The following is a 21,674-nucleotide window of genomic DNA, read 5'->3' as shown; positions in this document are numbered from 1 at the left end:
ATGAGATGACGAGGCGGGCCGTGCTGCCGATGGCGCTGACCGGGCTGGCGTTGCTGCACGCGGCCCCGGCCGCGACCTGGCTGCCCGCCGTACGGCGCCTGCTGCCCGCCCTCGGCGGTGAGGGAAGCGGTGACCACGTGGCGCTGACCTTCGACGACGGCCCGGACCCGCGCTCGACCCCGCGCTTTCTCGACGAGCTCCGGCGGCTCGGGTGCCGGGCGACCTTCTTCGTCCTCGGGGAGGCGCTCCAACGCCATCCGGAGCTGGGGCGCCGCATGGCCGAGGAGGGGCACGAGGTGGGCGTCCACGGCTGGTGGCACGTCAACGCCCTGCTGACACGGCCGGGCCGCGCCGCCGGGGAGATCGCCAGGACGGCCGATCTCGTCGAGGCGGTCACCGGTGTGCGCCCCGTCTGGTACCGCCCGCCGTACGGGGCGCTCGCCTGCGAGTCCCTGGTCGCGGCCCGCCTGCGGGCGCTGCGCCCGGTGCTGTGGACGGTGTGGGGCAGGGACTGGACGGCGTCGGCCGATCCGGCCTCGGTGCTGGCGACCGTGACGCCGGGGCTGCGGGGCGGCGCGACGCTCCTGCTCCACGACTCCGACCGCGCGGCGGCCCGCGACTGCTGGCGGTCGGCGCTCGGTGCGCTGCCCGGGATCGTGGACCGCTGCCGCCTCCTGGGACTGCGGGCGGGGCCGCTGCGCGACCACGGCGTCGCCGGGGCGGTCGCGGACCCGCCGGGCCGGGGGACACTGCGGACTGGTCACGATGCTCCTCCTCGATGCGGCCGGTCGCAGGCCGTCGTTTCCGCCCGCCCACGCCGCTAAAACAGCGGGTGTTTCAATTCTTGACCTGGTGGCGGGCCCGGAAAGGGCATGGCCGTACCGCCGGGGATGGGAGAGTCTCGGCGGTCCGTAAATTATCCCTCGATTTACCACAATGGATTTCGCCGGATGGGAAATCGGCGTTTGCATCGCCTTTCTACGGAAACCATGAATTGGTGTCCTTACAGGAAGAGTGCATGAGGGAAATTCTCTCGAAGGCGAACCGTGAGAATTTCCCGGTGGGGTTGCGGCTTTTGCCGCGCGGATATCGAGAACATCTTCTGGCGGTTTACGCGTTCGTGCGGTTCGTGGACGACATCGGGGACGAGGCCGAGCGGGGAGACCGGCTGCGGCTGCTCGACCTCGTCGAGTCGGACCTGATCCGCCTTTACGGCGGATCGGCGCCGCACCTGGCGCCCACCAGGGCACTCGGCCGGACGGTCGAGGCGTGCTCGATTCCGGCCGAACCGTTCCACCGGATCGTGGAGGCCAACCGGCGCGACCAGTCGGTGACCCGCTACGCCACGTTCGACGATCTGCTCGGCTACTGCGAGCTGTCGGCCAACCCCATAGGGCACATCGTGCTGCACCTCTTCGGCGCGGCCGACCGCCGGCGGCTCCTGCTGGCCGACCATGTGTGCTCCGCGCTGCAGGTCATCGAGCACTGCCAGGACGTCGGCGAGGACTACGCGCGCGGCCGCGTGTACCTGCCGGAACAGGACCTGCGCCGGTTCGGCTGCACCGAGGACGATCTCGCCGCCCGCACGGCTTCGCCGGGACTGCGCCGGGTGGTGGCCCTGCAGACAGGGCGGGCCGCGCGGCTGCTGGAGCGCGGGCGCACGCTCACCGCCTCCCTGACCGGGCACGCCCGCGTCGCCGTCGCGGGCTACGTCGCGGGAGGCCAGGCCACCCTGTCCGCGCTCGAACGGGCCGGCCACGACGTTCTCGGGCACGCCGTCCGCCCGCGCCGCGGCCGGTGGCTGGCCGCCTGGCTGCGTCTCCTGGCGGCGAGAGGAGGAAGCCGGTGATCGTCTCCCAGGCGTACCGGCGCTGCGAACGGATCGTCCGCTTCCGGGCACGGAACTTCTCCTACGGGATCCGGCTGCTGCCCGCCCCCAAACGCCGGGCGCTCAGCGCCGTTTACGCCTTCGCCCGCCGCATAGACGACATCGGTGACACGGACGGGCCCGCCGAGTGGCGGCTGGCCCGGCTGGCCGAGGCACGCGCCTCGCTCCACCGTCCGGTCCCGGACGCCGACGACCCCGTCATGGTGGCCCTGGCGGACGCGGCCCGCCGCTACGCCATCCCCCTCGCGGCGTTCGACGAGCTGATCGACGGCTGCACCGCGGACGTGCGCGGCGCGACGTACGCGAGCTTCGACGACCTGCTGCCCTACTGCCGGTGCGTCGCCGGGTCGATCGGCCGCCTCTCGCTCGGCGTCTTCGGATCCTCGGACCCCGAGGCGGCCGTGCCGCTGGCCGACGCCCTGGGCGTGGCACTGCAGCTGACGAACATCCTGCGCGACGTGCGCGAGGACCGCCTGGCCGGACGTGTCTACCTGCCGGCGGAGGATCTGGAGCGCTTCGGGTGCACCCTGAACCTCGACTCCTCCGGCAGGTTCACCGACCCGCCGCGGAGTCTCGCCGGACTCGTCCGGTTCGAGGCGGACAGGGCGCACGACTGGTACCGCAGAAGCATGGATCTGATGCCCCTGCTCGACCGGCGCAGCGCGGCGTGCGCGGCGGCGATGGCCGGCATATACCGCTCCCTGCTGGAACGCATCGCCGCCCACCCCCTCCAGGCGCTGGCCACGACCTCGTCGCTCCCCCTGTGGCGGAAGGCGACCGTGGCGGCGTACGCACTGGCGGGAGCCGGCAGGTGAGCGGCTCGCCGGCGGCGCGGGTCGCGATCGTGGGCGGGGGGCTGGCGGGCATCGCAGCCGCCGTCGCCCTGGCGGAGACGGGATGCGCGGTGACGCTGTACGAGGCGCGCCCCCGGCTGGGAGGCGCGGCCCACTCGTTCACCCGCGGCGGGCTGACGGCGGACAACGGCCAGCACGTGTTCCTGCGGTGCTGCACGGCCTACCGGGGCCTGCTCGACAGGATCGGCGTGGCGGACCGGGTACGCCTGCAGGACCGTTTCGACGTCCGGGTCCTCACCCCGCGGGGCCGGACCGGGCGCCTGCGCCGGGCGGCACTGCCCGGGCCCTTCCAGCTGATGCCCGCCCTGGCGACCTACTCCCTGCTGGGAGCGGCCGACCGGCTGCGCGTGATGCGCGCCTCGCTCGCGCTGGCCAGGCTGGACCCGGGCGACGCGGCCCTCGACCGGATCGACCTGGCGAGCTGGCTGGCCGCGCACGGCCAGCGCGGGCCCGCCCGGCGCGCGCTGTGGGGACTGTTCACGGTGGCGGCCCTGAACGCGGACATCGAGGAGGCGGCCCTCGGGGCGGCGGCGATGGTGTTCAAGACCGCCCTGCTCGGCAGGGCGGACGCCGCCGACATCGGCGTTCCCACCGTGCCCCTGGGGGAGTTGCACGACACCGCCGCCCGGGCCGCCATCCGGCGGGGCGGCGGTGAGATCCGCCTGTCGGCGAAGGTCACGGCCATCGCGCCGGGGCCCACGGTCGTCGTGGACGGCGTCGGCGTCCCGGCGTCCGCCGTGATCGTCGCGACGCCCCACCAGCAGGCCGCGAAACTCCTTCCCCCGCAGGCCGCGCCCGACCGGGACCGGTGGAGCGGCCTTTCGGCGAGCCCGATCGTCAACGTGCACGCCGTCTACGACCGCCCGGTGACCGACATGCCGTTCGCCGCCGTCGTGGACTCGCCCGTGCAGTGGGTCTTCGACAAGACCCGCGCCGCCGGACTGGACGAGGGACAGTACCTCGCGGTCTCGCTGTCGGCGGCCGGACGGTGGATCGACGTGCCGGCCGCGGGGATCCGCGCCGAGTTCGTTCCCGCGCTCGAACAGCTGTTCCCCCGGGCCCGGCGGGCGACGCTCAGAGACTTCTTCGTCACCAGGGAACGGCGCGCCACCTTCCGGCAGGCGCCGGGCAGCGGCGCGCTCAGGCCCGCGGCCGTCACCCGATGGCCCGGGGTGTATCTCGCCGGCGCGTGGACCGACACGGGCTGGCCCGACACGATGGAGGGCGCCGTGCGCAGTGGGCTCCACGCGGCCCGCCTGGTCAGGCGGGAACTACGACAGGGAACCGGCCGGGATCCGCGACAGGGGGCGGCGTCATGACCACGCCCGTTCCGCCGCGGCTGACGGCCGCCCGGGAGCTGATCGATCCGGTCCTGCGCGAGGCGGTCGCCAGGCTGGATCCGGCCACGGCACGCGCGGCCGCCTACCACCTCGGCTGGTCCGACGCCTCGGGCCGGGCCGTCTCGACGGGAGGCAAGGCCCTGCGGCCCGCGCTGGCCGTACTGTCGGCGGAGGCGGCGGGAGGAGACGCCGAGCGGTACGCGCTGGCCGCGGCGGCGGTGGAGCTCGTGCACGCCTTCTCGCTTCTCCACGATGACATCATGGACGGCGACCGGACGCGCAGGCATCGTCCCGCCGCCTGGACGGTGTTCGGCTCCTCCACCGCCATCCTCACGGGGGACGCCCTGCTGGCGCTGGCCGGGGAACTGCTCGTCGAGCGCGAGGGGTGCGTCGGCGCGGCACACTCGCTGAGCACCGCCACCCGCGGCCTCATCGCGGGTCAGGCGCTGGACATGGAGTTCGAGCGGCGCCACGACGTCACCCTGGACGAGTGCCGGCGGATGGCGACGAGGAAGACCGGCGACCTGATCGCCTGCGCCTGCTCGATCGGGGCGAGGACGGCGGACGCGCCGCCCTCGACGATCTCCGCGCTGGCGGCCTTCGGAGCCGAGCTGGGCCTCGCCTTCCAGCTGACCGACGACCTGCTCGGAATCTGGGGCAACCCCGAGACGACGGGGAAACCGGCCGGATCCGACCTGCGGGCCCGTAAGAAGACGCTCCCGATCGTCGCCGCCCTGACCGGCGGTACCGCGGCGGCCGGCCGCCTGGCCGCCCTGCTGGCGCGGCCCGAGCCGCTGTCGGAGGCCGACCTGCTGCTCGCCGCGGAGCTGGTCGACGAGGCGGGCGGCCGAGCCTGGGCCGAGAAGGAGGCCGTACGCCGCCTCGACGCCGCCGAACACCACCTCGCCGCCTGCGACATGCCGGACCACGTCCGCGCGGAGTTCCTGGACATCGCGCGATTCATCACGACCAGGGACCGCTGACATGCTCATCGCAGACACCCTTCCGTCAACGTCCGGCGCCGCGCTGGCCCTCGACAGGGCACGCGACCACCTGATCGGCCTGCGCTCCCCGCAGGGATGGTGGAAGGGCGAGCTGCAGACCAACGTGACCATGGACGCCGAGGACCTGCTGCTGCGGGAGTTCCTCGGCATCCGGACCCCGGAGGACACCGCCGAGGCGGCGCGCTGGATCCGCTCCCAGCAACGGGCCGACGGGACGTGGGCCAACTTCCACGGCGGTCCTCCCGATCTGTCCACCACCGTCGAGGCCTACACGGCGCTGCGGCTCGCCGGCGACCCGCCCGGGGCCGCCCACATGCGCGTCACCGCCGACTTCGTCCGGCAGGCCGGCGGCATCGAGGCGGCCCGGGTCTTCACCCGGATCTGGCTCGCCCTGTTCGGGCAGTGGCCGTGGGACCGGCTGCCGGTCCTCCCACCCGAGATGATCTTCCTGCCGCCCTGGTTCCCGCTCAACGTCTACGACTGGGCGTGCTGGGCCCGGCAGACGATCGTCCCGCTCACGATCGTGAGCGCCTGCCGGCCCGTGCGTCCTCTGCCGTTCGACCTGGCCGAGCTGCGCACCGGCCGCCCGGTACGGCGGGCCGCGCGGCAGGGCTGGGAAGTGGCCTTCGGCCGCCTCGACGCGCTGCTGCACCGCTACGGGCGGCACCCGGTGAAGGGGCTGCGAAGGGCGGCGCTCAGGCGCGCGACCGAGTGGATCGTCACGCGCCAGGAGCTCGACGGCTCCTGGGGAGGCATCCAGCCCCCCTGGGTGTACTCGCTCATCGCGCTCGACCTGAGCGGCTACCACCTCGACCACCCCGTCATGGCCAGGGGGATCCGGGGGCTCGACCGGTTCACGATCCGGGACGACACGGGGCGCAGGCTGGAGGCCTGTCAGTCGCCGGTGTGGGACACCGCGCTCGCGATCAACGCGCTCCTGGACGCCGGCGTCTCCCCCGAGCACCCCGCCGTCACCGAGGGCGCCGACTGGCTGATCGGCCAGGAGGTCAGGGGGCCGGGGGACTGGGCGGTCCGGCGCCCCTCGCTGCCGCCCGGCGGCTGGGCGTTCGAGTTCGACAACGACATCTACCCCGACGTCGACGACACCGCCGAGGTGATCCTCGCGCTGGGCCGGGCGGGCCGTCCCGGCACCCGGCCGGCGATCGACCGCGCCGTACGCTGGATGACCGGCATGGCGTCGCGTGACGGCGGATTCGCGGCCTTCGACGCCGACAACACCCGCACGCTCTGCACCAAGCTGCCCTTCTGCGACTTCGGCGCCGTCATCGACCCGCCGTCGGCCGACGTGACCGCCCACGTCGTGGAGGCACTGGCGCACGAACGGCCCCCCGGCCACCGGCACACCCTGCGGCGGGCGGTCACCTGGCTGCTGAAGGCGCAGGAGGCGGACGGGTCGTGGTTCGGCCGGTGGGGCGCCAACCACGTCTACGGCACCGGCGCCGTCGTCCCCGCCCTCGTCGCGGCCGGTGTGCACCCGCGGGCCGGTTGCGTGCGCCGGGCGGTCGCCTGGCTGGAGGGCTGTCAGAGGGACGACGGCGGCTGGGGCGAGGACCTGCGCTCCTACCACGATCCGGCCTGGATCGGCCGCGGGGAGTCGACGCCGTCCCAGACGGCCTGGGCGCTGCTGGCCCTGCTCGCGGCGGGGGAGTCCTCGGCCGCGGTGGAGGGGGGCGTGCGCTGGCTGGTCGAGCACCAGCGCCCGGACGGCTCGTGGGACGAGCCCTACTACACCGGGACCGGCTTCCCGGGCGCCTTCTACATCAACTACCACCTCTACCGCCTGGTGTTCCCGATCAGCGCCCTCGGGCGCTACCTGCGCGCGCGAACCGGCGACGCGGCGGGCACGGGAAGGGGGACCCCGTGACCGGCCTGCTGATCTGCACCGCCCTGGGCATCGAGGCGTGGGCGGTCAAACGCGGTCTCGATCCCTCGGCGGACGCGCGGGTGCTCAGGACCGGGGTGGGCCCGCGCCGCGCCGCACGCGCGGCGGCGGCCCTGCCGCGGCACCGCGCCCTGGCCGTGGTCGGCTTCGCGGGCGCGCTCGACGCGAGCCTCCGGCCGGGGGAGGTGCTGGTGGCGAGCGAGATCCGGTTCGGGGCACGGGTGTTCTCCTGCCCGTCGGCACGGCCGCTCGCCGGCGAGCTGGCGCGCGCCGGTCTGCCGGTGCGCACGGGCACGCTGCTGACCTCGGACCACGTGGTGACGGGGGCGGAACGTTCGCGCCTCGCCGCGGGGGGAGCGCACGCCGTCGATATGGAGACCGGTCCGCTCACCGTCGCCGCGGTGGCGGCGGGCCGGCCGCTGGCGGCGGTACGGGTCATCGTCGACACGCCGCACGCCCCGCTCGCCGGGCCGGCCACCCTGCGCGGCGCCGACCTGGCCCGTCGCGCGCTGCACCGCCTCGGATCGGTCCTGACGCGCTGGGCCGCGGGCACCGGCCCCCGAGACGCGCCGGTGGGAGCCCAGGAACGGCGCGTCATCAGAGAGACAGTCCGGTTCACGCCTCTCAGAGAAGTACGGTCATGACGATTCCAATCCGCCAGAGCCTGCGCGTCGGCGGCTACATCATCCGCCAGAAACTCCGGCGGCGGGTGAGGTTTCCCCTGCTCGTCGAGCTGGAGCCGCTGTTCGCCTGCAACCTCAAGTGCGCCGGCTGCGGGAAGATCCAGCACCCCGCCGACGTGCTGCGGCAGCGCATGCCCGTGGAGCAGGCCGTGGCCGCCGTCGAGGAGAGCGGCGCGCCGATGGTGTCGATCGCGGGCGGGGAACCGCTCATGCACCCGCAGATCGGGGAGATCGTCGGCGAGCTCGTCGCCCGCAGGAAGTACGTCTACCTGTGCACCAACGCGCTGCTCATCTCCAAGAAGATCGACCAGTTCCGGCCGTCCAGGTACTTCGCGTGGACGGTGCACATCGACGGCCTGCGGGAGCGCCACGACGCGTCCGTGTGCAAGGAAGGAGTGTTCGACGAGGCGGTCGCGGCCGTCCGGGAGTGCCGGCGGCGCGGTTTCCGGATCACCACCAACACCACCTTCTTCAGCACCGACAGCCCGCAGACGGTCGTCGACGTGCTCAACTACCTCAACGACGACCTGGCCGTGGACCAGATGATGCTCTCTCCCGCGTACGCCTACGAGAAGGCGCCGGACCAGGAGCACTTTCTCGGGGTACGGCAGACGCGGGAGCTGTTCCGCCGGGCGTTCGCCGGTGGGAACCGCCGCAGGTGGCGCCTCAACCACTCGCCCCTCTTCCTCGACTTCCTGGAGGGGAAGGCCGACTTCCCCTGCACCGCCTGGGCGATCCCGTCCTACTCGGTGTTCGGATGGCAACGGCCGTGCTACCTGATGGCCGACGGCTACGCCCGGACCTACCGGGAACTGGTCGAGGAGACCGACTGGGACTCCTACGGTCGCGGGCGTGATCCGCGCTGCGCCAACTGCATGGCCCACTGCGGATACGAGCCCACCGCCATCTTCGCCACCCTCGGCTCGCTCAGGGAGTCACTCCGGGCGATACGGAACTCCTGACCCTCCCAGGGAGCTCCTGTCCCTTCCACGGGAGTCCCGTTCCTCCCACGGAGCTCCCCGCCTTTCCCGCGGGAGTCCCGTCCCTCCCGCGGGACTCCGCGGCGCTCATCCGCGCCGTCGTACGAGCCTGCGGAACGGGCCGGGGGCGGCTCCCCGCAGCCGCGCCGGAAGGCGGAGCCAGCCCGGCACGTACGACTCGGCCCGCCCGCGGCGGACCGCCGTCACGATCGTGCGCGCCACCCGCTCGGGCGGGATCGGCGCCGGCCACCGGCGGTCGTATCCGGCGCCGCGCCGGTCGAAGAAGGGCGTGTCCACCACGCCGGGGAGCACCGTCGACACGCCGATCCCCGGGAAGCCGCGGAGCTCCTCGTGGAGAGCCTCGGCGAAGCCCAGCAGCCCCGCCTTGGCCGCCGAGTACACCGCCTCGTTCCCCACCCCGACCGCGCCGGCGATCGACGCCACGAAGACGACGTGTCCCTCGCCCGCCTCCATCATGCCGGGCAGGAACAGCCGGGTCAGCCGGATCGGGGCGGTCAGGTTGACCGCCACCAGTTCCTCCAGGCTGTGCCAGGGCATCACCGCGAGGGGACCGGCCCATCCGGCTCCGGCGTTGCTGACCAGGACGTCGACGGGTCCGGCGCGCGAGGCGAGCGTCCGGACGCCGGTCGTGACGTCGCAGACGACGGCCTGCCCGCCCGTCTCGGCGGCGACCGACTCCAGCCGCGCCCTGTCGCGTCCCGTCAGCACCAGGCGGGCGCCGGAGTCCGCCATCGCCCGCGCGGTCGCCGCGCCGATCCCCGAGGAGGCGCCCGTGATCAGGACCCGGGCGCCGGCGAGCCTCATGCCGTCCCCCACCCCCTCCACCGTGGCCGATGCGATCCCGGACCTCTCCGCGCCGCCCCCATTGTCGCGCCGCCGCCGGTGGCGCCGCCGTCCGCCGCGCCGGTCGGCCCCGGTCCGGGTGGCGGTGGCCGACCGGCGGCACGGCGGCCGCCCCCGTGGTGCTCGCGCGGTGCCCGCGTCAGCTCCGGACGGTGTACCTGCGGCGGGAGGAGAGCTCCCGATGCATGTGCTCGGCGCTGCGGAGTGCGAGGGCGGCCATCGTCAACGACGGATTGGAGGTGCCCAGCGAGGGCATGCTGCCGCAGCCGACCGCGTAGAGGTTGGGATGGTCCCAGCACTGCTGCCACTGATTGACGACGGAGTTCGCCGGCGAGGACCCCATGATGTGCGTGCCGGCCCCGTGACCGGCACCCCGGTAGGAGAGGCGCTCGCCCTGGAACTCGAAATAGCCGGGCATGCCGGCGACGGGCCGGTGGTCGGTGTGGTCCTCGGCCCGGAGCAGGGCGAAGATCTGGTCGGACACGCGCCTGGCCGCCACCATGCCGCGCTTGACGTGATCGGAGAGCCGGTAGTGGACGACCGGCCGTGGATTGCCGAGGCTGTCGCGCCTGCCGGGGTCGATGGTCAGCCGGTTGCCCGGGTCGGCTTCCTGCTCGATTTCGAACTGCAGCGTGAACTGGCGGCCGACACGATCGCCGAGGAGCCGGCGCAGTCCGGCGCCGAAGACGCCTCTGCCGTTCGGCGTGGCGGGGTCGCCCACTCGAAGGGCCTCGGCCGTGTCCAGGTCCGGCGGGCCGAGCGCCCATACCCAGCCCCAGTTTCCGATCTCGATTCGGAACGGCGCGCGGACTCCACGGGCGGCGCCGAACCGGAAGCCCTCGATGCCCGATGTCGAGTTCGGGCCCCGGTACGGACCTATCGGTTCGGGCATCAGCCCCCAGGTCAGCAGGGCCGGATGGTCCATCAGGTTGCGTCCCACCTGGTCGCTGCGGTTGGCCAGGCCCGAGATGAGCAGCAGCTTGGCGTTCTCGATCGCGTGCGCCGCGAGGACGACGAGGTCCGCCTCCACCTCGTGACCGGTGTGCCGGGCCGTCGTGTCGTCGAGATACGACTGATAGCCGACGCGTGTGATCCGTCCGTCGCCGGTGGCGTACACCCTGTTGACGACGGCACGGGTCTTCAGTGTGACGTTCGCCGGCCAGTGTCCCTGGGTACGGCGCGGAGTGTACTTAGCCCTTTCCGGGCAGATGGGCGTGCAACTGGCGTAGCCAACACATCGATGGCCCTCCGGCGTGTAACCGGCGCCTCCGTCGTAGCGCGCGTCGGGCACACCGTTACGCGCCTGCGGTGTGCCCACCACGTCGAGGTGCCGGGTCTCGCCGGCCCGGTACGGATCCCGTACCGGGTGCCCCTCCAGCGCCTCGGCGACGACCAGGTCGAGGTAGCTGGGGGGAAGACCGCGCATGGGATACGTGTAGCCGCCGGCGAAGGGCAGGCCGACCTGATCCCGCTGCTCGTCCACGTCGCCGGCGACCCCGATCTCCCGCTCGGCCGAGCGGTAGTACGGCTCGAGCGCGGCGTAGTCGACGGGCCAGTTGCGCCCCACCCCGAAGTCCCCGGCGCGGAAGTCCTCCGGGTGCATCCGCAGAGCGGCACCGGTCCAGGCCATCCCGCTGCCGCCGTTGACCCGGACGTACGCGCTCGCGTACGGCAACGGGCCACGCTGTATCAGGTAGCCGTTGGCCTGGAAGCCGCCGGGGCCGCCGACGAGGTCGGGTGTGTCGGGCGACGGTGCCGCGACCGTGGTGGGATACGGGGACGTGGTCGTGCGGGTGAGCGCCGTCTGGAAGGCGTGCACGGCCCTGCGGTGTTCCTCCCACGAGTCCGCCGCGCCGGCGCCGGCCTCGAGCACGAGAACCCGCCAGCCGTGATCGCCGAGTGCCTTCGCCACCAGCGACCCGGCGAATCCCGCACCGACGACCACCACGTCGTACCGCCGGACCGTCCGGCCGGACGCGTCCCGGCCCATCAGGTCGCGGCCCTTCTCCCGGTGTCGGCTCTCCCGGTGCCGGCCGGACGTTCTCCGGCGAGCGCGCGAGCGCCTTCCGGCGGGTCACTCCAGCTCGCGAACCCCGGGGCCGCCGTCCCCGGCGCGTTCCCGTGAAAGCATTTCCACACCAGACCCTCCGCGTATCCGCGGGCGGAGACGGTGAAGGCCGCGTTCCGGCGCCCCGGACGGCCGATCGCGGCATGTGCGGCCTCCGGCAGGCGCGGCCACGTTCCGACGTACCAGAGATAGGTGACGGCCCGCGCGAAGTCGAGGACGTCCTGGTCGTCCGCCGCCAACGGATCACCGCCGAACTTGAGCAGGGTTTCGACCAGCCGCTCGTATTGCGATTCGTCGATCTCGTCCGTCACCGTGGCGTGATAACCGGGCGCCATTTCGGTTGCCCGTAACTCGCTTTCGTCAAACCCCGTCAACCTGGCCGACAGTTCAACGAAGGTATCCAGGGAGATGGTATGTCCCACCGTTCGTTTCACCATGTCGGCAGATTCTAGTGCGGCGGCGCCCGGCCGCTCAACGCAAATGGAATTCTGGCCTCATATCGCTCTCCTCCGATATTTTCAGGGGAAGTACGCTTCGAAGCCGGACGGTGATCCGGCGGTCCGCGGCCTCTCGCCCGTCCGGTGCGTTCTCCGGGGCCGGCGCCGGGTTCCGGCCCGCCGGTCCGCAGCGTGACCGGCGTGATCGGCCGGTTTCCCGGTGGCCGACTCGGCCGGGCGGGGAGGAGGGGGCGGTGTCGCGGGGCCCGGCGTGCCGTACGGCGAAATGACCCGTGCGGCCGTTCCGCGGGCGGCCGATTTCTTGATCGGCCCCGATCGTCGCGGAACATTCCGTTCCATCGCATAATTATCCCATAGCCATGGAAATCGCCCCATAATAATCAACGTCAACGTGGGATTTTCGCCATCCGTGACCGTGGAACACACTTCGCGACAGAGCCGGATATCGTTGACAACCGGTCTGACCTGTTGAAGGATCGGGCGCTGTGACGACGCTGCCAACTCTGTCCGCCGCTGTCACCGAGCCGGACCCGTTCCGGGCCTGGTGACCGGAGAGCGCGCCGCGCGGGCCGCGCGGCGGATCGACGTGACCCGCCTCCCCGAGGACGTCGTGGCACTCATCGACGCCCTCGAGCCCGGTGAGGACCTGGTCGTCACGCGGGACGGCCGGTCGATCGCGACGATCTCCAGCACCCTCCGGGTGCTCCACGGCGCCGTCGTCGATCCCGGCACGCCGGAAGAGGCCGACGAACGACCACCGGTCGACTACGACGGCGTGACGGTCGTCGCCACCGCGATGAAGCTGTCGGCGGCGGCTCGGATGTCGCTGTCCACCCAGCTCGGCGCGGGTTACGTCGTGCTCGACATGAACGCGGCTCCCGCGACGGCCGACGTGCTGCTGGCGCCGCCGATCAGCCCGCAGCTGATCGCGAGCCTCCGATCGATGTTCCCGAAGGCCCGTCTCATCATCACCGAGATCGAGGACGACGAGCTCGGCGTCAGCTACCACGGCCCGGTCCGGCGCCTGCTCGACGCCGGCGCCGAGGCGTATCTGCCCCCGGCGACCGTCCCCCGCCTGGCGAGGCGGCTCGACTACACCCTCACCCACTGGCGCCAGATCACCGGCGACGTCACCGCGCCACCGGAGATCGGACCGGCCGTGACGGCAGCGGATCCCGAGGACGAGCCGGGGAGCGACGGGCCGGAGGAGTAGGACGCGACGCGAACCTCCGCGTGGCGGTGAGGGGCGTTCCGGTGCCGGGACGCCCCTCCACCGGCAGGGTCTCCGGTGATCACCCGGCCGTCCGTGCCGCCGGTCCGCCGTCAGTCCGTGCCGAGCCGCACGCAGGTGCGGGCGAGTTCGAGCGAACGCTCCAGGTCGCCGTGATCCCACGTCCTCGTGGTGTCCGCCCCCCTGCGAGCCTCCAGCACCCGTTCGAGATGCGGACCGAACTCCGGGAACCTGCCGGCGGCCAGTTCCCCGCCCTCCGACTTCGAGACGATGCGCCCGGTCAGGACGGTCGCCAGCAGGCGGGCCGGCCCCAGGGACATCCACTCGATCTCGAACGCGGGCACAGGCTGGTCCGTTCTGTTCTGCAGATATATCTGCTCGGATAGGTTGACCCTGTTACGCCAATACTCGTCCAGATTGGTGCGGGAGAACCCGACGGCCCCCTCGCGCAGGATTTCCCCCCGGATGGGGATCCCGCTGTTCTCCGGATCGACCGCCGTCATCACACCGTCTTCGGTGAGCGGGACGCTCACCCCGGACTGCACGATGTTGAGCCAGGTCACCCAGTTCAGCGGCCCGTCCGTCGATTCGGCGTGCAGGGTTCCGGCGATCGACGCCACGACGGACGGGATGCCCTCGGGGCCCTTGGCCAAACCCTCGCTCGTCACGTACATCGCGTCGATCGTGTGACCGTATTCGTCCCGGGAGTTCCCGTGCAGCGGTGAGACGGCGTCGCGCGCCTGTGCGTCCAGTTCCCTTTCGACGGTGCAGACGAGGTCGATGTCGCTGCTCGCCTGCCAGTCCCCGAGCGACGCGGATCCGATCACCACGACGTCGCGGAGAGCGCCGTCCAGGACGCCGGCCAGCCGATTCGCGAAGCGCCGCGCGAGACTCCACGGCTCCCGCCCGGGGTCGATCCCACGTGAAGAAGTCAATGTCCGCCTTCCTTCCTGCTGTCGGTCGTGCCGCACGTGGCGGCGCTTGCCGGAGCCGACGGCACCCCGCTGCCGCGGGCACGATCCTGCCAGCCGCAGGGCTCGTACCGCCTCCCGGGCGAGGCTGACTTTGCGTATGCCGCACCTTCTCCGGGAGTTCTCACCCGGCCCGGGATCCGGGCGGCGCCGATCACCGTAGGGGCGGGCGGGGTCCACTTCCGGACGGAGCACCGTCGACTGCCCTGATTAGGTGGTTTTCGGAACTTGATTGTGCCTCGGACGTCTCCCGATGTTCCCGCCCCTCCCGAACAACTCTGCGCCGGAGGCCAATCGTTCGGTCGTGTCCTGTCAATGACAGCGGTATTCGCCGACGGCAAGCTGGGACGGAGTGGTCATGGAAGGGGAATGTCCGCACACGTCATGAAGTGGGCCGTGGTGATGGCCGGTCAAAGGGGAGTCATGAGCCAACCGACGGTTTCGACACCGCGATTCAACGATGAGGCCGCGACGCGGGCCGTACGTCTCTCGATCCGCCCGACCGCCGGGGAGCGCGCGGCCGTCGTGGATCGGATGAGGCGATATCGGTTCGTGTTCGTCACCCTGGGCGAGGCCAGGGGAGCCGCCGAGACGCTGGAGTTCCTGGCGGAGACCTTCGAACTGGGGGAGCCGTTCGTCCCGGAGGCCTACCGCAGCCGCCGGTTCGACAGCCCGCTTTCCGACATTCGCAAGGACGCGTCGAGCGCGCACCCCGGGTTCGCGACCGACGCCGGCCAGCCGATGCACGTCGACGGGTTGCTCGAGTCTCTGGGAACCGTCCGGACCTCCCTGCTTCACTGCGTCCGGCAGGCCGTGACCGGCGGGCGCACGATCCTCTTCGACGCCTGCGGGGTCTTCGACCGGCTGCGGGCCGAAGACCCTCCGGCCGCGGACGCGCTCCTCGCCGGAGACGTGCTCGAGCGATTCGCCACGATCCCCGGCGTCCACGAGTCCTCCGTCGGCCCGGCGTTCGAGGTCGATGAGAGCGGCCGTACGCTGTGCCGCTTCTCGGACGGCCCGACGGAGCGCTGGCACCCCGGACCGGGGCACGAGGACGATCTCGAACGAGGCCTGTCGGTACTGCGCCGCGAGGCCGCCTCGGACGGCCCCTACCGGATCTCCGTGCCGCTACGGCCCGGTGAGACCCTCATCTTCGCCAACGACCGCCTCTCACACGGCCGTGAGGCGTTCGTGGACGACCCCCGGAACCCCCGGCACCTCGTGCGCGCTCTTCACACGACGCCGTTCCCGGCGGCGTGAGCGACGGGAACGGCGCGTTGGCCGGGAGTGTGACGCTCGTCGTACCGTGCGCCGGAAGGGGCGCACGCTTCGGTGCCCCGTACCCCAAGGAGCTTCACCGGACGGGCCCCCGGGGAAGCGTCGTCGATCGCGCGCTCGCCCCCTTCCTCGACTGGGCACGGCGCAGTGAGGTCCGGCCGCGTCTCGTCGTCCCGATCGCGGCCGATCGGGCGGCCACGGTGGCTCACCTCCACCGGTACACCGACGTCGCCGACTTCGCCTTCACCTTCCAGGCCCCGAGACACGGCGCCGGGCTGGCGGGCGCGATCCGGGCGGGGCTCGACCTCGCCGCGGGCCTGACCCTGCTCGTGCTCCCCGACCAGTACTTCGGCTGGGACGGAAAGGCGAATCCGGTCGACGCCCTGGCCCGGCGGGGAACGGACGGGGTCGCCGTCCTGGCGGCTCGGCTGCCCCGGGAGCGGCTGGGTGACGAAGGCGCCCTCGCGGTGGAGGGCGTCGGTTCGCGGCGGCCCACGGTCGCGCGAGCGAAGGAGAAGCCGGCGGACCCGACCGGCTACAACGCCGCCTGGGTCGCCGTCGCGGTGCCCCCGGCACGGTACGGCGCCCTCGTCGACCTGGCCGAGGGCCGGGACCCGAGCCCGTTGCTCGGAGCCCCGGTGGAGTGGGTCGAGGACTACGTCAACGCCACGAGTCCGGGCGATGTCGGCTGACCCCGGGCGGCTTCGGGTCGTCGTCGACGCCGGGACCTACGCGGTGGCGCCGGAGCGGTGCACCGGCGTGGGCCTGCGCGCCCTCGAACTGGCGGAGGTGTTCGCGGAACGCTTCGACGTCCTGCTTCTCTCCGGGGACGTCGCGGACGCCCACGACCGGGGGCTGCGCGTTCCCGAGCCACCCGCCCCCGGCACCTGGACCGACGTCGTGGCGGACGCCGACGTCGTCGTCTTCTTCGACTCGCCCGTGCGCGACCGGCTGGAGGCGGCCCTCGACGGGCGGCCCCGTGTCGTCTCCGAGACGACCCCGCCCATAGAGCATCTCCAGTACCGGAGTGTGGCCGGTGCCGCGGACCCGGTCGCCGCCTACGCCCCCGAGCGCGGCGTGTTCCAGCTCCAGGTGGACCGCTCCGACCACTTCGTCTGCCGTTCACGGGTCGAGCGCGCCACTCTGGCCGCCGCGCTCGTGTCGCGGGGACGGGTCGAGCCCGGTGACATACCCCGCTCGCCCGAGCTCGCGCACCTCCTGTCGCTCGTCCCCGTCGGGTACGCCCCGTCGAGCGCGGCCTCCGCGGCGGCCGGGCGAGCGCGGCGGCTCGCCGACTTCGTGTGGACGGGCGGGCTCTGGCCGTTCTACGACCCGGAGTCGCTCGTCCGGGCGGTGCGGCGGTGTCACGACATCGGCCACCCCGTGACCGCCGCGTTCCTCCACGCCGTGCCGCACGAGGACACCCGTGAGGTCCTCGGCCGAATCCGCGGCCTCGTCGCCGAGCTGGACCTGGGGGAGGCGGTCCTCCTCGTCGACCGGCCGCTCCCGCCCGGGGAACGTGACGCGGCGCTGCGGGGGGCCGCGGCCGCGGTGTGCGTCGGACGTCCCGGCGTCGAGAACGACACGTGCGTGCGGCTGCGGATCCGCGACACCCGCCTTCACGGCATACCGCTGCTCGTCGACCCGTACGGTGCGACGGCTGACGAGGTGGCGCGTGACGGCTGCGGCGTCGTCCTCCCGTCGACCGACCCGCGGGTCATCGCCGACGCGCTCGTGGAGGCGGTCGCCCGTCCACTCCCGCGGCGGGCCCCCGACGGCCGCTTCGATTACGCCCAAACCACGAAGGAGTTCCAGCAGTGGATGCTGCGGTCAGCGTGAGCATGACGTCCGGTGCGGTCGCCGAACGCGACGACGCGCATGTCTGGCACCCGTGGTCCCCGGTCGGCCCGAGCTCCGGCCTCATGATCGCGAGGGCCGAGGGATACCGGCTGTGGGACGTCGACGGGCGAGAGTACGTCGACGGCGCGTCGGGTGCGATGAACTGCTCATGCGGGCACGGGCGCGCGGAGCTGGTCGCCGCCGTCGGCGACCAGCTCCGCACGCTGGCCCACGTCGACCTCAGCTTCGGGGCGCACGAACCGTCCGGCCGGCTCGCCGAGCGGCTCGCCGGTCTGCTCGGGCACGGCCTCACCCGGACGTTCTTCGCCAACAGCGGCTCGGAGGGCATCGAGGCCGCCTGCCGGATCGCGCTGAACCACTGGTCCAACCGGGGCGAGCCACGGCACCGGATCGTCAGCTTCGAGCGTGGCTACCACGGATCCACGGCGCTGTGCCAGTCGCTGTCCGGCCTTCCGGCGGCACTGCCCGACCTGCCCAGCGCGGTGCCCGTCGCACGGGTCGCTCTGACGGACGAACCCCGGGCGCTGACCGATCCCGCGGCCTGCGACCGGCTGCTCGGGGCCTGGGAACGGGCCCTCGACGAACCCGGCGCGGGCGAGGTCGCGGCCGTCGTCGTCGAGCCGCTGCTCAACGCCGGTGGGGGCGTCGTGTTCCACCCGTCGTTCCTGGCCGGGCTGCGACGGCTCTGCGACGAACGTGGCGTCCTCCTCGTCGTCGACGAGGTCTTCACCGGCTTCGGACGCACCGGCGAGATGTTCGGCTTCCGGCACAGCGGGATCACTCCGGACGTCGTCGTCATGAGCAAGGGGATCACCAGCGGTTATGTGCCGCTCTCGGCGGTGACGACCACCGACGAGGTCTACCGCGGGTTCGCGTCCGACCCCGTCTACGGAGGACTGCGGTACGGACACACGACCTCGGGCCACGCCGCGGCGTGCGCCGTGGCGCTCGCGACGCTCGACGTCATCGAGCGTGACGAACTCGTCGCCAACGCCCGGGACCGCGGCGCCGAGCTGCTGCGCGGGCTTGGCGGGCTCGCCGGCCACGCCGGCGTCGTCGACGTCCGGGGCCTCGGGCTCACGGTCGTCGTCGAGTGCTCGTCGGCGGGCACGGCGGCCCGGCTGCGCGAGGAGATCGGCCGTCACGGCGTGCTTCTGCGCCAGCAGATGTCCTCCCTCCTCGCCGTCCCGCCGCTCGTCATCGACGCGGCCGGGGTGCGCGAGCTCACCTCCCGCGTCCTCGGCGCGTTCGCCGTGGCGGGAGGGCACGCCGGATGAACGCGATCGGCGCCGCGTGGGCGGAGGGCACGAGCGAGCGGGTCATACGGCTCCTGACCGACAAGCGCCGCGGCCTGCCGATGCGCGGGGCCGACATCGAGGGCCTGGTCAGGGACTTCACGGCGGGCGGCGTCCCCGACTACCAGATGGCCTCGTGGCTCGCGACCGTGGCCTGCACCGGGCTCTCGGCCGAAGAGCTCACGGCGCTCACGGCCGCGTACGCCGACAGCGGGGAGCGGCTCAGCCTGAGCGGTTCCGGGCGGCCCGTCGCCGACAAGCACAGCACCGGCGGGGTCGGCGACAAGACCACCCTCGTCGTCGCCCCGGTGGTCGCCGCGTGCGGCGTCGGCGTCGGCAAGGTCACCGGGCGCGGCCTGGGCTACATGGGCGGTACGGTCGACAAGCTCGAAAGCGTCCCCGGTCTCGACCTCGAGCTGTCCGGGAGCGCGTTCGCGGCCCAGGTCGCCGACCTCGGGCTCGCCGTGACCGGGCAGAGCTCCAGCCTCGTCCCCGGGGACCGGATAACGTACGCCCTGCGGGACGTCACGGGAACGGTCGACAGCATCCCCCTCATCGCGGCGAGCATCATGAGCAAGAAGATCGCGGTCCGGTGCGACAGCGTCGTCCTCGACGTCAAGTACGGAGACGGGGCCGTGCTGCCGGACCGGGCCGTCGCCACGGAGCTGGCCCGGACGATGCTGGAGCTGGGCAGGTCGTTCGGTCTTCCGACGGCCGCGGTCCTCAGCTCGATGGAGCAGCCGCTGGGGTACGCGGTGGGCAACGGGCTCGAGGTCCGCGAGGCGATCACGGCGCTCTCCGGCACCCATGTCGAGGGGCTGACGGAGCTCGCGACCACGATCAGCGCGCTGATGATCTCGACCGCGGACCCGGGGGTCGGCGAGGACCAGGCCCGCGACCGGGTCCGCGAGGTGCTCTCCGACGGGTCCGCCCTCCGGATGTTCCGTGCCTTCGTGGCGCGTCAGGGGGGCGACGCCGGAGTCGTGGACGACCCGTCCAGGCTGGAGACCGCGCCGTACCGGCTCGTGGTGACCGCGGCGGAGGCCGGATACGTCGCCCGGGTGGCCGCGCGCCGGATCGGGGAGGTCGCGCTGCGCGCCGGCGCCGGTCGCCTCACCTACGGCGCGCCGATCGACCACGGTGCCGGCGTCGTCCTCTCGCGGCGCGTCGGCGACGCCGTCGCCGAGGGCGAGCCGCTCGCCACACTCCATGGATCCAATTTCGACCGGCTCATGTCTTTGGTGGATGTTGTTAGGGGATGCATTGATATATCCAGGCAGCTTCCTAATCGTCCAGACGTGATTGGTGATGTTCTGCGGCAGAAGGATGTCGTGTGAACATCCGCCGGCGGTGCCGGATCGTCCATAACGGAGCGGCCGGCGCCGCGCCGGTCCGGAATACGGGAACGGATCCGGGATTAGGGTCGGGGGAATATTTGGATTCCAAGCGCCTTTTCGGAATTTCCGTGTGTGACGAGATGTGAGATCGGCGGGAAGGGGGCGGAGGCCGTACCGGCGATCGCGGTGACCCGCGGCGGTGGCCCCCACCAGGCCAGGACCGTCATCGGGGATCCGGCCGGGCGAAATGCCCGGAAATGGCGTCGACGGGCGCGGTGACGATCCGCCGTCGATCAACGTACCGCCGAGCTCCGGATCCAAAAACGAAGGGACCGTTTGCCGGAATTTATATTATCGTGGTACGCGGTACTGAAGCGCCGGGGTGCGCGAATATCCCGCATTGGATGGTGACTATCACACCGATCCATGCCATATCGAGTGGCGGGCGAGATGTTCGGGCACTTTCGGGGGTCAGATCACGTGGTCTTCGGTGTTGAATTTGTGAGATTTCTTCGCGCTGTGGGCGTTCGCCGGCGACGCGCGGGTTCACTCCCCGGACGGCCACGGCGGGCTGATCCGCGACTGCGCACGGTGGAGGGACTGACGAACCGCAGCATCTGCTGGAATTGGGGATCTCCGATGTCGACGCAAAGCAGCGGGAAGGCGCCGCTGGACGGCCGGATCTGCCGGGGGAACAGGTGGGCGGACGGCGGGACGGTGTGCACGCCGACGCGGCTCACGGGTGAACCCGCGCATCAGGACCCGGCACCCCGCGGCGCCTGCCCGGTCCTGCACACCACTGAGCTGGGCAGCGTCACGGTGTGCCGGATAGAGTTCCGCGCGGCCGGCGCCGGTCCGCACGTGCTGGAGGCCGATCCCGGGCGGCACGCCCTCGTGCTGAGCTCGCTCGGCGTGATCGGGGTCGCGGGCGCCGGGCGCGAGCTCGTCATCCGGGACGAGGCGGTGGCGCTGTGCGACACCCGGATCCCGCTGGCCATCGGTCCGCGCTTCAGGAACCAGGTGGCCGAGGCGGTCGTGATGGTCTTTCCCGGCTCGGCGGTACCGACGGTCCTGCCGGACGCCGACGAGCCGCAGCACGAGGTCTGCGACGTCGCCGGCTCGGGAACGGTGCTCCGGCGTTTCCTCGTCGAAGCCGCCACCCAGGCGTCGCGGCTGTGCGCACCGGAGGTGGCCAGGTTCGGCGACGCCGCCCTTCACCTGGCCGCGGCGGTGCTGGAGCGGCACTTCGTCGACGCCGGCGAGCTGAGCCCGCTGACCCAGCAGCACGAGCTGATGACGCGCGTTCGCGGATTCATCGACCGCAACCTCGGCGATCCCGACCTCACGCCGGGCCGGATCGCCTCGGCGCATCACATATCGATTCGCTACCTGCAGCGGTTGTTCAAGGTGGAGGGCAGTACGCCGTCGGTCTGGATCCGCCAGCGGCGGCTGGAGACCTGCCAGCGCGAGCTGTGCGACCCGGAGCTGCGCTCGGTTCCGATCCGTGAGATCGGCATGCGCAACGGGTTCGCCCAGGCCTCCGACTTCAACCGGGTGTTCCGCGCCAGATACGGCGTACCGCCGGGCAGGTTCCGCGACGAGTGGTTCCGCCGGGACGCGGCCGGCTAACCAGGTGGTCGCACCAGGGCAATGACAGGCC

19 protein-coding genes are annotated in these 21,674 nt (G+C 72.4%); 15 read left to right on the top strand and 4 right to left on the bottom strand.

Translation table 11 applies throughout. From position 1 onward, the window contains the following. Window positions 1-5: 5 nt before the first annotated feature. Genes AB0N02_RS13225 through hpnH form a run of 8 tightly spaced genes read left to right on the top strand, consistent with a single transcriptional unit; the run spans window position 6 to window position 8,634 of the window. Window positions 6-824 (top strand): polysaccharide deacetylase family protein, encoded by an 819-nt coding sequence (locus AB0N02_RS13225; protein ID WP_363945522.1) that lies wholly within the window; start codon window positions 6-8, stop codon window positions 822-824. After that, a complete protein-coding gene (gene hpnC / locus AB0N02_RS13220; RefSeq protein WP_363945521.1) occupies window positions 779-1,849 on the top strand; it encodes a squalene synthase HpnC in 1,071 nt (356 codons plus the stop codon). The genes AB0N02_RS13225 and hpnC overlap by 46 nt, the downstream gene beginning before the upstream one ends. Then, window positions 1,846-2,703, top strand: coding sequence for a presqualene diphosphate synthase HpnD (gene hpnD / locus AB0N02_RS13215; protein WP_363945520.1), 858 nt, complete (start codon window positions 1,846-1,848; stop codon window positions 2,701-2,703). Before hpnC ends, hpnD begins: the two co-directional genes overlap by 4 nt. Continuing rightward, window positions 2,700-4,061: a hydroxysqualene dehydroxylase HpnE gene (hpnE, locus tag AB0N02_RS13210; RefSeq protein ID WP_363945519.1), complete on the top strand. Its 1,362-nt coding sequence runs from the start codon at window positions 2,700-2,702 to the stop codon at window positions 4,059-4,061. Before hpnD ends, hpnE begins: the two co-directional genes overlap by 4 nt. After that, a complete protein-coding gene (locus AB0N02_RS13205) occupies window positions 4,058-5,065 on the top strand; it encodes a polyprenyl synthetase family protein (RefSeq protein WP_363945518.1) in 1,008 nt (335 codons plus the stop codon). The genes hpnE and AB0N02_RS13205 overlap by 4 nt, the downstream gene beginning before the upstream one ends. Window position 5,066: 1 nt before the next feature. Next, on the top strand, window positions 5,067-6,971 hold the full coding sequence (gene shc / locus AB0N02_RS13200; RefSeq protein ID WP_363945517.1) for a squalene--hopene cyclase: 1,905 nt from the start codon (window positions 5,067-5,069) through the stop codon (window positions 6,969-6,971). Next, on the top strand, window positions 6,968-7,633 hold the full coding sequence (locus AB0N02_RS13195; protein ID WP_363945515.1) for a hypothetical protein: 666 nt from the start codon (window positions 6,968-6,970) through the stop codon (window positions 7,631-7,633). Before shc ends, AB0N02_RS13195 begins: the two co-directional genes overlap by 4 nt. After that, a complete protein-coding gene (gene hpnH, locus AB0N02_RS13190; protein ID WP_363945513.1) occupies window positions 7,630-8,634 on the top strand; it encodes an adenosyl-hopene transferase HpnH in 1,005 nt (334 codons plus the stop codon). Before AB0N02_RS13195 ends, hpnH begins: the two co-directional genes overlap by 4 nt. A 105-nt stretch (window positions 8,635-8,739) precedes the next feature. On the opposite strand, the gene AB0N02_RS13185 is transcribed toward hpnH, so the two are convergent. The 3 genes from AB0N02_RS13185 to AB0N02_RS13175 all read right to left on the bottom strand — a co-directional run bounded on the left by AB0N02_RS13185 (window position 8,740) and on the right by AB0N02_RS13175 (window position 12,021). After that, window positions 8,740-9,489: an SDR family NAD(P)-dependent oxidoreductase gene (locus AB0N02_RS13185; protein ID WP_363945511.1), complete on the bottom strand. Its 750-nt coding sequence runs from the start codon at window positions 9,487-9,489 to the stop codon at window positions 8,740-8,742. 166 nt (window positions 9,490-9,655) lie between these two features. After that, window positions 9,656-11,506 carry a GMC family oxidoreductase gene (locus tag AB0N02_RS13180; protein WP_363945510.1) on the bottom strand — a complete coding sequence of 617 codons (1,851 nt, stop codon included), beginning with the start codon at window positions 11,504-11,506 and terminating at the stop codon, window positions 9,656-9,658. Further along, the gene (locus AB0N02_RS13175; protein ID WP_363945509.1) at window positions 11,506-12,021 is read right to left on the bottom strand and encodes a hypothetical protein; all 516 of its coding nucleotides are present in this window, start codon (window positions 12,019-12,021) and stop codon (window positions 11,506-11,508) included. The genes AB0N02_RS13180 and AB0N02_RS13175 overlap by 1 nt, the downstream gene beginning before the upstream one ends. A gap of 565 nt (window positions 12,022-12,586) precedes the next feature. Here AB0N02_RS13175 and AB0N02_RS13170 point away from each other — a divergent pair. Next, window positions 12,587-13,255 carry a hypothetical protein gene (locus AB0N02_RS13170; protein WP_363945508.1) on the top strand — a complete coding sequence of 223 codons (669 nt, stop codon included), beginning with the start codon at window positions 12,587-12,589 and terminating at the stop codon, window positions 13,253-13,255. Between the two features lie 110 nt (window positions 13,256-13,365). Here the strand turns inward: AB0N02_RS13170 and AB0N02_RS13165 are convergent, their stop codons facing one another. Further along, the gene (locus tag AB0N02_RS13165; RefSeq protein WP_363945506.1) at window positions 13,366-14,208 is read right to left on the bottom strand and encodes a nucleotidyltransferase domain-containing protein; all 843 of its coding nucleotides are present in this window, start codon (window positions 14,206-14,208) and stop codon (window positions 13,366-13,368) included. A 459-nt stretch (window positions 14,209-14,667) separates the two neighbouring features. Between AB0N02_RS13165 and AB0N02_RS13160 the strand changes: the two genes are divergently transcribed. The 6 genes from AB0N02_RS13160 to AB0N02_RS13135 all read left to right on the top strand — a co-directional run bounded on the left by AB0N02_RS13160 (window position 14,668) and on the right by AB0N02_RS13135 (window position 21,643). Next, complete coding sequence (locus tag AB0N02_RS13160; protein ID WP_363945505.1) at window positions 14,668-15,504, top strand: TauD/TfdA family dioxygenase; 837 nt, start codon at window positions 14,668-14,670, stop codon at window positions 15,502-15,504. After that, window positions 15,501-16,214, top strand: a complete 714-nt coding sequence (locus tag AB0N02_RS13155) for a hypothetical protein (protein ID WP_363945503.1) — start codon at window positions 15,501-15,503, stop codon at window positions 16,212-16,214. Before AB0N02_RS13160 ends, AB0N02_RS13155 begins: the two co-directional genes overlap by 4 nt. Then, on the top strand, window positions 16,204-17,361 hold the full coding sequence (locus AB0N02_RS13150; protein ID WP_363945501.1) for a hypothetical protein: 1,158 nt from the start codon (window positions 16,204-16,206) through the stop codon (window positions 17,359-17,361). Before AB0N02_RS13155 ends, AB0N02_RS13150 begins: the two co-directional genes overlap by 11 nt. Continuing rightward, on the top strand, window positions 17,340-18,659 hold the full coding sequence (locus AB0N02_RS13145) for an aminotransferase class III-fold pyridoxal phosphate-dependent enzyme (RefSeq protein ID WP_363945499.1): 1,320 nt from the start codon (window positions 17,340-17,342) through the stop codon (window positions 18,657-18,659). The genes AB0N02_RS13150 and AB0N02_RS13145 overlap by 22 nt, the downstream gene beginning before the upstream one ends. Continuing rightward, complete coding sequence (locus AB0N02_RS13140; protein WP_363945497.1) at window positions 18,656-20,014, top strand: thymidine phosphorylase; 1,359 nt, start codon at window positions 18,656-18,658, stop codon at window positions 20,012-20,014. The genes AB0N02_RS13145 and AB0N02_RS13140 overlap by 4 nt, the downstream gene beginning before the upstream one ends. 639 nt (window positions 20,015-20,653) lie before the next feature. Beyond that, on the top strand, window positions 20,654-21,643 hold the full coding sequence (locus AB0N02_RS13135) for a helix-turn-helix transcriptional regulator (protein WP_363945495.1): 990 nt from the start codon (window positions 20,654-20,656) through the stop codon (window positions 21,641-21,643). Window positions 21,644-21,674: the final 31 nt, after the last annotated feature.

Origin of the sequence: Streptosporangium sp. NPDC051022 (genome assembly GCF_040683035.1) — a bacterium.
GTDB lineage: Bacteria > Actinomycetota > Actinomycetes > Streptosporangiales > Streptosporangiaceae > Streptosporangium.
The sequence above is the reverse complement of the archived record's forward strand: the minus strand, read 5'-3'. Positions and strand labels throughout refer to the sequence as shown.